This window comes from Kitasatospora sp. NPDC085464 (genome assembly GCF_044541955.1).
Taxonomy (GTDB): domain Bacteria; phylum Actinomycetota; class Actinomycetes; order Streptomycetales; family Streptomycetaceae; genus Kitasatospora.
The window spans coordinates 84,823-99,340 of record NZ_JBITTM010000016.1 but is presented as its reverse complement, the minus strand read 5'-3'; the positions used below and the strand labels follow the sequence as shown (position 1 = coordinate 99,340).

Sequence of the window (14,518 nt, the reverse complement as noted above, 5' to 3'; positions counted from 1 at the left end):
TCGCGTCCACCGGGCGTACGGGTAGCCGAAAATCACGTGGTCGCGATGCCGTTGGCCTCAGCGCTGCCTGCCCGGGCTGCCGATGCGCAGCAGGTTGCCGCTGCGGTCGACCAGCGCGAACTCCCGCATCCGGTAGGCGGTGTCGACGGGCGACGTCAGTCGGCTGCCGGTGGCCCGGTCGGTGGGCACGCCGAGCCGTGCCCAGTCGCGGTGGAGCGCGTCCGCGTCACGGACCTGCAGGTAGCAGCTGCCGGCCGTGGCCAGCGGGTCCACGTCGGGATCGTGGCGGAAGTGGAGTTCGAGCGTGCCCCGGACGACGATCAGGTAGCCGTCCTCCCCGTCCCAGCGCCCACGCTCCTCGAAGCCCAGGCGGGAGTAGAACTCCGAGGTCTCCCCCAGGTCCCGACTCGGCAGGACCGGCACCGCGTACTCGACGCACTCCTCGCGCTCGTCCATGACGCCACCCTAGGGCAATCCCGACTCGGACCCGTGGTGAATACGCGTCAGACGGCCTTCACCTGCAGGAGAGGGCCCCCAGGGAGTCGCACCAGCAGGCGGCCGACAGGGCTGTCGGGGTCCCCGGCCCAGCTGCCCGCGGACGTTCCGACCGGCCGTCCGGGTCACCCGGTCAGTGGCTGTCAAACTCACCGACGTGGCTCTCGAACCCACCGAAGGGCGCTCGCCAGGAACGAGTACGCGACCTCCACCAACGGCCTGGACCCGGCTCCCATTCACGCCGAGGCGGCGCGGCGAAGCGCCTCGAAGGTCTCCGCCTGCTGGTCCGCCAGCTAGGCGAAGCAGCTGGCGGACACGGGAGCGCCGGTCCGCAGGGCGGTGGCTCCGTCCGCCAGCGCGGCCGCGTCGAAGGCCAACACCGCACCACCGTCGTCAAATACTGCTCCCGCGAATGCGCCCGCGCCCAACGCGACCTCCGCCGCCGACGCCGTGCCACCGGCAACGCCTGGAACAGCAGTGCGGAGAACGGTCAGAAGAGCTGTGGCAGGAGCAGGCCGCACGAGTACGAACGGCCATGGCCTATGCCGTGTGTCAGCGCAGTCACGAACGCCGCCGGGTCAGTGACCTCCAAAGTCCCACTGACCTCGGCACGATCGATGTGGAGTCCCTTGCATGAGCCCTGGGTACTCGTGGCAGCCGGCACGCTTCGCACGCTGAGGCCATCCGAGCCGGGCTGGGCTCCGATCCGTACGATGCCTCGCAAGTCATGCCGGGGTTCGTCAGGCCCCTGTAGCCGCTTCGTGAACCACTCACGAGCGGCTTCCGGCCCTTTCCGGCTGACCCGCCTACCCCGCCCCGACGGCTGACTCACGTGACTGACGGGCTGGATGACAGTACGAAAGGCGAATACATCCCCCTCCACGAACCTGTGGCTGACGGTACGGACAGCAGGCCCTTCGGCCAGCGCGCGGCGCGGGATGTTCGTCCAGTCCGGTGCGACCCGCGACTGGACGACCAGACGGAGCAGATTCGCGTCGAGGTCCACCGTCCAATCAGACAGGACCTGCAACGAGGACCTCAACCCTCGGTGCCCGTGACTCCAACCAGTGAAGCCCGACATCACCGTGCGGCTCAAATTCCTTGCATCAAGCAAAAGTTGAGCACCATGCGAATGTTCGAGATCAAGCACAAGAATGCTGTGGCATGCAGTGAAGTTCCGGCCTCGCAGGCCAGCCGACGATCGCCCTGTTTCGGGCCGGCCACCCTTCAGGGCACCCTCCTGTGATTTCCACGGGCGGTCCTGCTCGCCACAAGCAGCCTTCCACAGCTCGAAGACCCGCTTCGACTGAGCATCCAGAAACCCCTCCCAGTCACCGGCACCGGCCCGTGACCGCTCCGCGAGGAAGCCCGCCACTCTCATGACGGGATCACAGCGTGGCAGCCGGGCCTTCGTGAACACGTTATGCACTGTCGTATGCCCGACGCCTGCGCCCTCTGCCATCTCCCGCACCGACGGACCACCTGCATCACGGTGAAGCGCACGCAGCATCTCATTCAGCTCACGCAGTGCTCCCGGCGGCAAGACAGGCATACCCAGGATCCCCGACCTCCCCACGCCTACCGACCCCCCTCATCCAGCTCCTGCCCTACCGGCCGACCATCACCAGCCGCGCTCTCCCGAGTGCCAGCGCCCACCGAACGTCTGCGCCGCACCTGCACGGCACGCCATCGCAGACGCACCCAGCGACCGCAGCCCAGAATCCCCGCAAGCGCAAGTCCAGCAACAACCTCATTCACGATGCCCATTCAGCCAGACTGCCGTCCCACCCAGTCCAAACGGACAGCCGCGGACAGCACAAGCCCGCCAGCCAGTGCACCCCACGCCGCGGACGACGCGACCTGACCCCCTCGACTCCTCGACCTGCCGCCCTCACCAAGGCTCCCGGCCCCGCAACCACGCCAACCACCGCTACAGCCCAGGACACCCACCCAGCACCCCGCGTGTACGGGCTTGGACCGCTGGGGTTGGCTCCAGCATCGGCCGTGGCCTCAGGATGCCTCCCCCTACCACGCCGGTCACACGGTTCCGCACGGCACTCTGCCCGTGGAGACCGGCGCACCCGTGCGCGCGTGGTCTTCAGCGGGGCACATGCCGCCGATTTACGAGCTGAGGTGTTCGTACAGCTTCGCCAGGGGCCCGGTACCGAGCGGTTCTCGATGAGAGAGGCAGTTGCGGGCCTCAAGCAGGATGGCGAGCCGGGCACTCTGAGGGAGGGTGAGCCGAACGTGTCCGGCCCGCTTGGCACGGGCCAGCATGTTGAGTTCCATCCCGCGCAGCAGCTCGGCGACGTCGGTGGCGGCGCCGGCGGGTTGGGACCGGCGCTCAGGGCCGTAGCTGGCGGCCATCTGCTCGGCGGGCAGGAGGGCGGCGGGCAGGACGGCAGTCACCAGGACCTCCCGGGCGTCGTCGATGAGCGGGAGCAGCGTGCGGCTCTGAGCGAGCCAGACAAGCGTGTCCAGCGACAGTTCCGTGCCGGGGGCGAGCATGGCCGCGGGGTGAGGCCGCAGGTGTCCATCCCAGGAGTCCACGGTGCCCGCGTTCCACGGTCCACGCAGGGACGACGGGGGCCGACCGGACAGGCCGCCCGTACGCGGGATCGCGGGCGTCGGCACGGCGGGTGCGGGATGGGCCGCGCAGGCGGCGGCGAGGGCCTTGCGCAAGGTGTCGGGGCTGCCGTCCCAGTGAGCAGCGAGGTGGGACGCGTGGCCTAGGAAGGGCCCGCACACCTCGACCACGGTGGCGAGGGTGACGGCTTCCTCGATCCGTTGGCGGGCGGTGAGGGCCGAGCGGGAGCGGCGAGGCCGGTTCACGGTAGCGATCGCCGAGGTGTCGACCCGGCTCAGGGCGCCCCACCACCAGTGGACCGCGATGTCCTCGCTCGCGAGCCGGTCGGGGTAGGCCGCGGGCAGATGGTCGGGGGTGGCGGTGACGAGGAGTTTGGGGCGCTGGTGGGGCGGCAGGCCCGCTTCCTTCGCCGCGGCGGGAAGACGCAGCAGGAGGTGGGCGATCGCTTCGGGGTCGTCCTCGCGCGTGGCGTTGACGACGTAGACGCAGCCGTCCGTGTGCGGGCTGGTGGTGAGCCGCTGGTACAGGTCTCGCGCGGTGGGGTGCGTGTCGAGAAGGCTTTCCAGTCGGGTTTCGATGCCCCGGGAGCGGTCGGGAGCTGTCCGGGCACGCGGGATGAAGGGCTCCGGTGCGGAGCTCTCGTCACCGAATGCCGCGGCCATGATGCCGGCGACGAAGCCGTCCTCGGCATCCAGGACCGGGAGCTGGCCGGACCACAGGTGTTCAGGTCCGGCGGCTGCTAACGGTTCGTGGGGGGGCTGAGCCGTGTCCTGGTCGACGGGGTCCGGCGGCGGCACCGTACGCCAGTGCGACTGGCCGGCAAGAAGGTCCCCGAGGAGGGGTTCCGGGTGGGGCATCGTCGCAGGGAACAGCAGCAGGCAACTGCTGCCGGCGTCCAGGTCGTCGGCGACGTGACGCAGCCAGAGCCTGGCCCCCGGCAGGGCGGCGAGGTCGTGGTGCTCGACGGCGTGAAGCATCGCAGCGGTCGTCACGGGCGGGCCGCGAGGGCTCGGAAGGTCACCGGGTCCAGCGCGATTCCGTTCTCCCCCTGGTCGAGGACGCCGAGGTCCGTCAGCCTGCGGACCACGTCCAGGATCCGGTCCTCCGGTACGCCGATGACGTCCGCGATCCGCGCGGGCGTGTCCTCCTCGGGTGCGTCCAGGAGTTCGGTCCAGTGGGTGAGCAGTTCGGCGAGCTCGGTGTCCAGCCCGACCCGCTGGAGGTGTTGGTGGGCGAAGTCGGAGGTGGCGGTATGGGCGCGGATGCGCGTGAGCGCGGCCTCCAGGGGGGTGTTGGTACGGGAGACCTGGTGGATGGTCAGTTCGACCAGCTCGGGCCAGCCGCCGGTGGCCTCCACCAGCTGTCGGCGGCGCTCAGGGGTGTCGAAGGGGCACTCCGGCCAGGCGCGCAGGCTGTCCGCGGTCCACCGCTCGGGCCGGATCGCGTCGCCGATGAGGTCCGTTCGGGCGTAGACGCCCATCGGGTCGACCAGTATCACGGCGGACCTGACGGCCGGAGGCGACTTCTTGCGCGACCGTGTCGCGGCGGTGTGCTCCTGGAGCCGGGCAAGGGCGTCGTTCAGTTCGGCCTGGCCACGGTTGCGCATGTCGACCAGAACCAGCTGCGGGGTCCGTACCTGGGCCTGCTCGGCGAGGTGCGCGGACAGATCGGGGCCGCTTCGGCTGACCGTGATGCCGCGGGCGCCGGCGTAGACCTCGACCGCCTTGATGACACGGTTGGGGCCGAACGCGTCCGTCGCGCACACCGCGCTGACTCCCTGGCCGGTCACGGTGTGCAACTGCTCCTCGGTCAGCGGGCTGAGCATCTGGACGCCCCCGGCGCCCTGGCCGAGCAGGCGCCGGGAGAAACGCGGGTTGTACTCGTAGGGGAGGCTGAACTCGGTCTCACGCAGTTCGAGCTCCAGCGAGTCCCGGGTGCCGAGCATGTTGACGACGTTGGGACTGCGCACCGCGAAGGTGGGGTTGTGGCCCGGCTGCTGAACCAGCACTCCCAGACCCACCAGCTCCTCCAGGTAGATGCGCACCGCGGTCACGGTGAGGCCGCGGAAGCCGTCCGGCCAGTGCCGGCGTGCTTCCTGGAGCAGCTCCTCGGGCTGGTAACCGAGCCGGTGCCCGTCCTCAAGGCTGCGCAGGGCCATCACCAGGGCGAGCACCCGGTACCGGTCCTCCAGGTTGATGGTGATGCGCAGCCGCTCCGCGATGTACTGGTGCACCTTGGGCGAGGCGCTGACGGCGCGCACGTCGGCGGCGGTCACGGTGATGGGCCAATGGGCGGCGGCAGCAGACTTGGCCCGCAGGGCCGAGACGAGCTGGTCGCAGAAGATCTGCACCAGGGACGCCTGGTAGTTCGTCGCGGCCAGCACCCGCCACACCAGCGCGGGGTGCTCGAAGACGAAACCGAGCGCGGCCATCGGCTCGGCCACCAGACGCTGCGCCTCGGAGGACCGCAGCGGGCCGACGAGAACGTCGGGACCGCCGTGCAGGGTGGTGACGTTGGACAGGTGGCTGAAGCGCTGGACTTGGTGGAGGCCTGCGAAGACGACCTTGAAGCGGCGCTGGCTGAGCTCCATCAGGCCCTTGAGCCGCTGGACGTTGGGGAAGATGCTCTCGCCTCCGCGGCCGCGAGCGGAGCGGGAGTCGGCGGTGAGAAAGGCGTCGGCCTCGTCGGCGAGCACGAGGAGTCGGCGCTCGGGGTTGGCCGTGATCCACTTCTCGATCTGACGGGCGGCCACATCCGGTTTGGCGTCGGCCGAGCTCTTGGCGTCAAGGACTCCGATCCGCTGCAGTTCCCGGGTGAGTTCGTACCAGATCCGCTCGGCCGGCTCGGCCTCGCCGATCCCTCGGGCCTTCAGGTCGATGTAGACGGCGTGCCGGTTCGGCGCGGTGGGGAAGGAGGCCTCGACCCGCCGCAGGAGGGCGGACTTGCCCAGCTGTCGGCCGCCGTAGAGAAACAGCCCTCCGAGGGGGTCGACGACCTCCGTCATCTCCTCGCGGCGCCCGTAGAACACCTCCGGCGGGACCAGCCCGGCCACGAACGGCGTGTAGGGGTTGAAAGCGGTCCACGGCAGGGTCACGCGCTGGGTAGCTCGGTAGGAGCGCGGGAAGCGGGCGGCGATCCAGCCGAGCACGGCGGGGTCGACGACCAACGCCTGGCGCATCCCGGTCCGGGCACGGGCCACCAGCTCGCGTCGGCCGGCCAGGCCCATCGGGTAGAGGTAGAGGATCAGCGTGGCGCCGTTGTCGTACTCGTCCAGCAGGTCCAGCACGCTGCGCCCGACCTGCTCCTCGGACACGATGACCACGCTGTACCGGCCGTTGGCCGCGGAACCGAGCGGGGCGACGTACCCGGGGCGGGACTCGCTGACGCGCGCACGCACGGTTCCCCGCACCTGACCGAAGCGGCGGCGGCCGTCGTCGACGGGCGCGAGGGAGCCCTGCTCGGGTTCCAGACCCAGCATCCGCAGCACGGGCTGAAGGTGACGCTGCCACTCGGAGCCGCGCAGCGTGGAGTCACACAGCGCCTCCCACGCCTCCAGGGCAGGGCGCACGCCGTCGGTGAGTTCCCCCTCGGCGTAGTGCTCGGCCCACGGCAGGGCGCTGAAACCCTGCTCAAGCCGCGCGGCCTCCGTCCGCCCATCCAGGCCGGCCATGAACTGCGTCAGCTCGATGCCCCAGTCGGAGCTGTTCCAGTCGGGCAGCGGTTCGCCGCGCTTGGCCAGGTAGACGAACTCCTCGGCGGTGACGGTGTCCTGGTGCGCCAGTAGTTCCTCGAACCGGGCGCGGTCACGCTGGGTGAGGTCCAGCTCGGCGATGTCGGCGCGGAGCTTGACGACGTACTCGCGCACCGCGTCGCGCAGCTGCTCGGCGAGCGCGAGGACCTGCTCGACGACAGCGCGGTACGCACCGGCGGGCTGGGGCTGCTCAAGGCGGATCAGCTCGCCGCTGAACTCCCGGGCAGTGGCCGGGTCGAGTGTCTGCTGGGTGCGCAGCTCGGCGAGCAGGCCCGAGGCGACGGTGTGTTCGGTACGCAGCCGCGCGGCCCATTGCGCGCGGGCCGCCTCGATCGTCCTGGCCTGGTCAGCGGGCCGACCGTCGGCGCCGCCAGCGGCCGGGACCGCGCCTTGGGCGAGAGCGGCGGCCAGGGCCTCGGCGAGGTGAACGTCTCCGTGCTCGCAATGCTCGCGCACGGCCGCGTCGGGGTCGATGCCGTCGAGCAGCGGCGCCAGGGCCGCGGTAAAGCCCTCGGCCCCGGCGGCGGGACTTCCGTCGGCGCTACGGGGCAGGGCGGTCAGAGCGAGCAGGGGCTTGATGCTGGGCTCGTGCTCGCGCAGGTCGCCGCGGAGTCCTTCGGAGTCGTCGGCGACGACCAGCGGAGCGGTGTGCGGACCCTCGCCGCGCAGCCACTGGCCGAGCAGATCGAGCATCGCGCCGTCGACACCGGGCAGCGGCGGCGCACTGGTGACGGCGGCAAGCAACGGGCTCAGGGAGGTGGCAACGTCGGCCCTGGTGGTGGCCTGCGAGACCGCCACGTTCCGGGCGCGGGCCAGCAGGTCTTCCACCGCCGTGATGGCCCGCAGCAGTGCCCGCTTGGCCTTGGCCTCGATGGACTCCTTGGCCTGCATCGGGCTGGCCACGAGGGCGTCGGCGGCCTCGATCAGGCGCTCCCCCGAGTCGCGCCGTCCGAAGAACTCGGCCGCTTGGTCGAGGTCCTGCGGGCTGGCCTCACCATTCGCCCAGTCCACGATCGTGCCAAGGGTGACGCCCAACGGCTGCCCTTCCGAGACCAGACGGGCCAAGACCTGGGTGGCCCGCTCGTAGCCGATACGGCGCCGGGGCAGCTCCGCGAGGAGGCCCTCGGCTTCCTCGCCGAGCTGCTCCCGGGTCACACCGGGGAGCGTGGAGTCGACCAGCCATCCCCCGCTGGGGTCGAGGCGGCGGCAGTGCCGGACGGTCTGCGTGGCGGCGTCGACGAGGCGGGCCCAAGGCTCGGGCAGACCCGCACCCGGGTCTCCCTGGCTGAGCATGTCGTTGGGCCACCCGGCCACCAGGCCCGCCCGCAGCGCCGCCACCGTAGCGGCCACCTGAGCAATCCGATCGTCCCGAAACTCCGCGGCGCTGCGACCGAAGGCAACCAGCACCGCGGTGGCGGCGGACTCGTCGTCGCAGGCGAACGCCGCTTCAGCGAAGGCCAAGGTGTCGGAGCGCAGCGAGGACTCGTCCGAGCCCCGGGTGAACCAGTAGGCCTCCGCAAGGCGGCCCTGGCGGATGAGGGTCTCGACCGGGAGCCTGCCCTGCATGGGCTGAGACCACGACTGGTAGGCGACGCGCTCGCCCAGTTCCGGGTCCGAGGATTCGAGCTCAGCACGTTCCGCGCTCACTTCGGGTGCTTCGGCCGGCTCCGGCGTGCGCTCGGGCTCCGGCTCGGGCGTGGCAGGGAACTCCTGGGCCGACTCCGGCTCCGGCTCGGGCTCTGCGGTGGTGGGCTCCGGCGCGCTGGAGGTTCCGAGGGCGTCGTCGGTGGTGATGTCGGGGCCCGCGTTGGTCTCCCGCTCCTGGCTCTGGAGATCCGGTCCCTCCACGGCCGCGCCGATGTGCGGGGCCGACTCCGACGACATGTGGGTGTCCTGGACCTCAGCCAGGTCCTCGACCGTCACGGCATCGACCTGCAGGTGCCGGCCGGTCGCGTCGTCCTCGGCCACAGATCGCTGGTGCGGCAGAGCCGGACCGGCATCCACGGGCCGCTCCCCCACGAGTTCCCCGAGCTGTTCGGCGATCCGGTCGCGTAGCTGGGTCAGATGGGCACGGGCGATCTCGTCCTCCTCCTGGCTGAGGAGATCGGCGTACATCCCGTGCCGGGTCCGGAGCTCGGCGATGCGGGCCTCGCGGGTACGAGCGTCCTCCTCCACTGCGGCGCGCTCAGCCACGATCCGGTCGAGGTCGGTGAAGTCCCCGTCCACGGTCCATCGGGTTCCTGCCGCTTCCAGCACGTCGCGCAGCGCAGCCCGGGCACCGGCATAGGCGGACAATGCGTCCTCCAGAGACGGCTCGACAGGCCGTCCGGCCTCGGCGAGGTCCGCGAAGGCGCGTAGCCGGACCGCCAGCTCGCTCGCGGTCTCACGCAACATGTCGACGGAGAGCGACAGTTCCGCAGCGGTGGCGGGCTGGTTGTTCACCTGATCGTCGCTCTCTGGCTCGGAGGTCGGGGCGGAGGGATCGGACGGGGTGGAGGGACCGGACGGTTCCCTCGCCGTGTTGGCGCAGCGGCATTCAACCGGTTCGCCTGGGGTGTCAGCGCATGCCACTAGATCAGGCAGCTGTTCTCCACCCGGTCCCAGGACCGACGGCTCAAGTTCAGCCAGGGCGTGAAGGTAGGCACGGGCCAGAGTCGGTTCGAGGGCTGACAGCATCTGCCTCAACTGTTCCGGGCCGGGAGTGAACGTCTCCCGTTCCGGGTAGTCGTAGCCCTCAGCCAGCAGACGGGCCGCGTACCCGCCGGCCTGGTGGGCGATACGCCGCAGCCTGGCGAGCGGCGCGGTCGCGAGGAAGGCCCGCGCGGCGCGCAGCTCGCGTCGTCTCCAGCCGTTTTCCCGCGTCCTGCCTTGCGTGCGGATACCCGCCGCGACAGGGAGCTCCGTCGGGATCTGCAGGAGGCGACTGAGCTGGTCATCCTCCAGCCCCATTAGCCAGCCTCGCAGCTCGCTCACATCTGATGGCACGGCCACGCAGTCTGCCAGGTCTCCCCGCCGCTGCGCACGAAAACCAATTCATTTGCGGTGAACCGAATTTCGCCGCGCACGTGCGAGGGCGGGTCGAGCAGCCCGACGCTCACGGCCTCAACCCGGGCCGCCCCGAATTCGGGGGATCGCGTTCAGCCGCGGCAGGATTGGGTTACCTCGTGGCGGGTTGCCGCCGGTCAGGGTGATGGCCAGCGGCGTGCCGCTGCCGTCGGTGATCACGTGCTGCTTCGAGCCCCGGTCGAGCGTGGTCGACCGGGGCTCGGTCCCGTTTTGGGCCGCCGCGACGGGCCTGGCGGTGCGACCGATCCTGCGAAGCGGCTGCTACCGCACCGACAGCAGCCGCTCTGTCCGGCCTCACAGGTCATCCGAAACCGACCACGACGGTCACTTCCCCGCGGCCTACTCAACGAGCCGATGGGCTACGGATCTTCCACCGCCCGGTCGGGGAGCACCGGGCGCGGGCCGCCGACGGTGTTCGGGGCCCGGCGCCAGCGGGCGAGGGTGCACGGCACACGGTTGCGGTGAACGAGAACGCGCCGGCCTTCTGGGCGCCAAGGAGATCGCCTTCGCCACCGGGCTGATCCACTTCTACGACAGCCACGCGACGGCCACCGCGGCCAGGCTGCGCAACCAGAGCTACGTCGTCCTGGTCCAGGCCCTCGCGGAGGCGGCTCGCTTCGATCCGGGCGCACGTGAGCAACAACCTGCGCACCAGGGCGAACCGGCCGGTCCCCGACGCCCTGGTCACCTGGGAGAACCAATGGTCGGCGGTCTCCCGCTGGCTCCACCGGGTCATGCAGGACCCGTCGACCCCGCCGTTCGAGATCAACGGCACCACCTACCGGCCCCCGCAGCCGCTGCTCGGCAGCCCTGTTCCGGGCTACCCGAACCGGATCGGCTACCTCCTCACCCTCGGTTCCTCCCGGTGAACTGACCCGGAGCGCCACAACGGGCGGCCCCGCGCGGGGCCGCCCGTCGCCGCTCCCGGGGTGAACACGCCGATCCCGTTCATCAGGCGGGTGATGTCGGGGTCGATCTGCGGCGGTTCGACGCATCGGGTGAGCAACAGTCAGATGACCGATGCTCCGCATGCATCCGACCGGGGAGAGTCGGGGTCGACGGCCAGCGGGCGGACAGCCCCCGTGGTCCGTCCCCCCCGTGGTTGTCTCTTTCGAAGGAATACGCATGATGTCCCTCCGCGCCAGGTGGCGCATGGTCGCCGTGACCGCGATGACCGCACTCGCCGTGATGATGTGCTCGACCTCCCCGGCGTCCGCCGCCGTGTTCGGCGAGAGCACCACGTGGGCCAACGAGATCGAGGACAACGTCCCCGTCAGGGCGAACGGATTCATGGGCGAGGCCCGTGCCGACAACGGCGACCTCATCCAGGTGTGGCGCGGGTACGACAACCCGGGCATGTACATCTCGCTCGACCACGGCCGCCCGATCCGCATGGCCGGCGAGACCAATGCCAGCCCGCAGGTCGTCTACATGGGCGGGGCCCAGTTCGTGCTGTTCCACACCGGCACGAACGGGTTCGTCTTCTACATGGTCCTCACCGTGAACCAGGGCAACAACGGCCGGCGCTACCTGCGGTTCGGCAGCTGGCAGCAGGTCCCGAACGGCGCCCGGACGACCGACGGCCGGCCCGTGGCCTCGCCGCCCTGCCCCACAACAACGTCGCGCTGGCGTTCCACGGCGCCAACAGCGATGAGCTCTGGAGCATGACCTTCAACGTTCCGAGCAACATCTGGGGCGACCCGTCCCGCGTCCCGGGTGCGACCAGCCAGTCCTCTCCGGCGCTGGCCTTCAGCCCCGCCAACAACCTGCTGCTGCTGGCGTACCGGGGGCTGGACAACCGGGTGAACGTCATCCGCACGTACTTCCCCTACGCCAACTGGTTCGGGCGAACCATCCTCGACGGCGTCCAGACCGACTCGGAACCGGCCATCGCCATGGCGCCGGCCGGCTGGGGCCAGGTCGCCGTCCGGGAGCGGGGGTCGGGCGTCCTGCACCTGGAGGACGTCCAGGACACCGGCGGCCACGGCGGCTGGACCCGCGAAGCCATCGGCTTCGCCTCGGCGTACGGACCGCGGCTCATCATGGACGCCTTCCGGGCCTACCTCGTCGCCACGAACCTGAACGGGTACGTCCAGTGGAAGCAGTCCCGCCAGTACTGAGCGCGGCGGGTGCCCCAGGCCGGCACCGGAGAACCCGGCCGCGGGACTCATTCCTCCTCGTAGTACCGGTCGTACCCGGAAGAGAGCTCCTCCACCGAGAAGCCCTCGAATGCGCCCAGGGATTCGAGCTCGCGGAGTCGGGCCAGCGTTTCGGCTGCGGATGGTGAGGGGTGGGTCGACAGGTGGGTCTTCGTCGCTCCGAGTCCGTGGCCGAGGAGGAGTTCGACGTCGATCGAGCAGGCGGCGTCGAAGCCGGCTTGCTTCGCGCTCCAGATGAGGAGGGCGTCGTCGGGGTCTCCGCTGTTGAACAGTTGGACGCAGCAGAGCTTCATGAGCTCGGTGTCGCCCTCGCCCTGGGCGTGCTTCTCGCGTTCCGTGTGCTCGCCGAGCAGTGCGCGGATCTCGTCGAGGTGCGTGCGGTCGGGGCTGAGGCCGAAACGGCGCAGGCCGGCGTCCTCGTCCATCGGGTGGTCTCTCCTGGTCGTCCGGCAGTGGCCGTGGCCAATCATCGCTCATGGCACCGGCCGCGGCCGGGGAGCCGCAACGCGCCTGCGGGCGGCGGGGGTTGGCGGGGCAGGGTCCGGAGCCCGGCAGCGTGGGGGCGGGGCGCTTCGGGCTGCGGCCCGGTGGTGGGCGTGGCGGGGTGGGACCGTAGTGTCACCTGCATGGAGAAGACCGTCACGTACCTGGAAATGACCGACCCGGGCCAGCTGCGGCCGTCGCCGGCCGTGGATGCGCTGGGCCTCGTCGCGGCCGACGGGGCGTCCCCGGGGGTGCAGGCCGTGCAGGCGCGGGTCGGGGCGCCGCACGGCTGGCGCAGTACCGCCCGTACCGCTGCCGACTGGGCGGCGCACCTCGCCGAGCATCCCCGGCGCCGGTACTGGCTGCTGACGTACGGGGGAGAGCCCGCCGGGGTCGCCAACCTGGAGCCGCATCCGGGCGGCGAGGTGGAGATCACCACGTTCGGGCTCGTCCCGGAGTACGTCGGGCGCGGGCTCGGCGGCTACGCGCTGACGCTCGCGCTGCGCCAGGCGTGGGCCACCGAGCCGCTCGGCGCCGGGGCCGTGCGCCGGGTCTGGCTGCACACCGACACCGAGGACCACCCGAACGCGCTGCGCAACTACGAGAGCCGGGGCCTGCGCGCGTACCGGACCGAGACCGTCGGCACGGCCAGGGAAGGGTGCTGAACCAGCGGGCGACGGCGGGGGTGGCGGCGGTGGGGTGTGGTTACTGCGTGTCGGCGTCGATCACGGTCCAGGCCTTGGCCGAGGTGTCGTCCAGCCGCAGGTCGAAGGTGAAGGCGATCGGCCTGCGCTTGTGGGCGTCACCGCGCAGTACCTCTTCGGTGCGGCGGTCGACTTCGTAGTAGACGCCCTGCGCGTCGACCGCGACACGGAAGACGACCGGGTCGCGTGAGACCAGCGACCGCACCGTGACCGAGGTGACGGTGGCCTCGCGCAGGACGGTCCGGCGGGCCGTGCGGACGGCGGTGAAGTCGAGGCTGCCGTCGTTCATGACCCATTCCTCAAGGAACCGCTCGACGGCGACCTCCAGAACCGCCCTGTCGAACCGGCCGTCGAGGACGCTCAGATCGCCGGCGGCACGGTCGGCGTCCGTGCTCCACGAGATGTTGGTGAGGGAGAGGATGTCGCTCGCCCCGGTGACCGTGCTCTTCTGTGCGACCTCAAGCACCGCGTCCCGGGCGACCTCCTTCTGGTCCCAGCCGTCGGTCTCGATGGCGTTGCTCAGGTGGTGGGCTCCCTCGGTGGCCTGCTCGATCGAGGACACGATCCACTCGCCGGCCGCACTCTTGCGCAGCGTCCAGTACTCGACCGGGCGCGTCGAGCCGTCCTTGCGCACGGCCTGCCGGCCGTCGCCACGGCGTACGTAGTCGCGGAGCGTCGCGGTGATCCGGAAGGTGACGGTGTCGTTCACCTCGCCAGCCCGGTTGGCGACGTCGACCAGCTCGACGACCGGACCGTCGACGATCTCCACGACGTTGACCTCGCCACGCGACTCGTAGTCGCGCAGTTCCTCGGCCCACTTGCCGTACAGCACCGGGGACAGGATCCGCTGCAGCGTCGCGTGATCGTGTCCGGTCCACGCCCGCTGGGCCGTCACGTACAGCCACACCGCGCGCTGCTCCAGCGCCGCGCGGTCGAAGGTCGCATCGGTGTCGGCGATGGCATCGACCCGGGCCGAGACCTGGGCGGAGCGCTCGCGCGCCTGCTCGTCCGCACGGTGCGCCGTACGGTCCGAGACCGTGTTCAGGCCGCCCGCAAACGCCGCCTTGCGGCGCCGGGACCTGAGCCAGAGGATCAACAGGACCACGGCCACGATCACCAGCACGGCGACGAGCCCGCCGCTACCGGCCACGAAACCGGTCCCGAAGCCGACTCCGGAGCCACCTCCGGACCCGTGGAAGCCGCCGCCGCCGTGGCTGCCCCCGCCACCGCCGCCACCGCCGAACCCGTGACCGCCACCCCCACCGCGGGCATA

General features: G+C 70.9%; 10 protein-coding genes. 4 read left to right on the top strand and 6 right to left on the bottom strand.

All coding sequences use genetic code 11. From position 1 onward, the window contains the following. Positions 1–57 precede the first annotated feature (57 nt). The 4 genes from ACIGG8_RS16450 to ACIGG8_RS16435 form a co-directional block, all read right to left on the bottom strand. Complete coding sequence (locus ACIGG8_RS16450; RefSeq protein ID WP_396548603.1) at positions 58–456, bottom strand: bleomycin resistance protein; 399 nt, start codon at positions 454–456, stop codon at positions 58–60. A gap of 529 nt (positions 457–985) precedes the next feature. Beyond that, on the bottom strand, positions 986–1,876 hold the full coding sequence (locus ACIGG8_RS16445) for a type I-E CRISPR-associated protein Cas6/Cse3/CasE (RefSeq protein ID WP_396548718.1): 891 nt from the start codon (positions 1,874–1,876) through the stop codon (positions 986–988). A gap of 740 nt (positions 1,877–2,616) precedes the next feature. After that, positions 2,617–4,059 carry a hypothetical protein gene (locus ACIGG8_RS16440; RefSeq protein WP_396548602.1) on the bottom strand — a complete coding sequence of 481 codons (1,443 nt, stop codon included), beginning with the start codon at positions 4,057–4,059 and terminating at the stop codon, positions 2,617–2,619. Between the two features lie 11 nt (positions 4,060–4,070). Then, positions 4,071–9,275, bottom strand: coding sequence for a hypothetical protein (locus ACIGG8_RS16435; protein WP_396548600.1), 5,205 nt, complete (start codon positions 9,273–9,275; stop codon positions 4,071–4,073). 1,256 nt (positions 9,276–10,531) lie between these two features. Here ACIGG8_RS16435 and ACIGG8_RS16430 point away from each other — a divergent pair. From ACIGG8_RS16430 to ACIGG8_RS16420, 3 genes are all read left to right on the top strand, one after another. Then, positions 10,532–10,768, top strand: a complete 237-nt coding sequence (locus tag ACIGG8_RS16430) for a hypothetical protein (RefSeq protein ID WP_396548598.1) — start codon at positions 10,532–10,534, stop codon at positions 10,766–10,768. 256 nt (positions 10,769–11,024) lie between these two features. Further along, positions 11,025–11,567, top strand: coding sequence for a hypothetical protein (locus ACIGG8_RS16425; protein ID WP_396548597.1), 543 nt, complete (start codon positions 11,025–11,027; stop codon positions 11,565–11,567). After that, positions 11,564–12,019 carry a hypothetical protein gene (locus ACIGG8_RS16420; RefSeq protein ID WP_396548596.1) on the top strand — a complete coding sequence of 152 codons (456 nt, stop codon included), beginning with the start codon at positions 11,564–11,566 and terminating at the stop codon, positions 12,017–12,019. Before ACIGG8_RS16425 ends, ACIGG8_RS16420 begins: the two co-directional genes overlap by 4 nt. Positions 12,020–12,066: 47 nt before the next feature. Here the strand turns inward: ACIGG8_RS16420 and ACIGG8_RS16415 are convergent, their stop codons facing one another. Next, positions 12,067–12,483 carry a hypothetical protein gene (locus ACIGG8_RS16415; RefSeq protein ID WP_396548595.1) on the bottom strand — a complete coding sequence of 139 codons (417 nt, stop codon included), beginning with the start codon at positions 12,481–12,483 and terminating at the stop codon, positions 12,067–12,069. A 201-nt stretch (positions 12,484–12,684) separates the two neighbouring features. Between ACIGG8_RS16415 and ACIGG8_RS16410 the strand changes: the two genes are divergently transcribed. Continuing rightward, positions 12,685–13,206 (top strand): GNAT family N-acetyltransferase, encoded by a 522-nt coding sequence (locus ACIGG8_RS16410; protein ID WP_396548593.1) that lies wholly within the window; start codon positions 12,685–12,687, stop codon positions 13,204–13,206. A gap of 40 nt (positions 13,207–13,246) precedes the next feature. On the opposite strand, the gene ACIGG8_RS16405 is transcribed toward ACIGG8_RS16410, so the two are convergent. Next, a complete protein-coding gene (locus ACIGG8_RS16405) occupies positions 13,247–14,395 on the bottom strand; it encodes a Tim44-like domain-containing protein (RefSeq protein WP_396548592.1) in 1,149 nt (382 codons plus the stop codon). Positions 14,396–14,518: the final 123 nt, after the last annotated feature.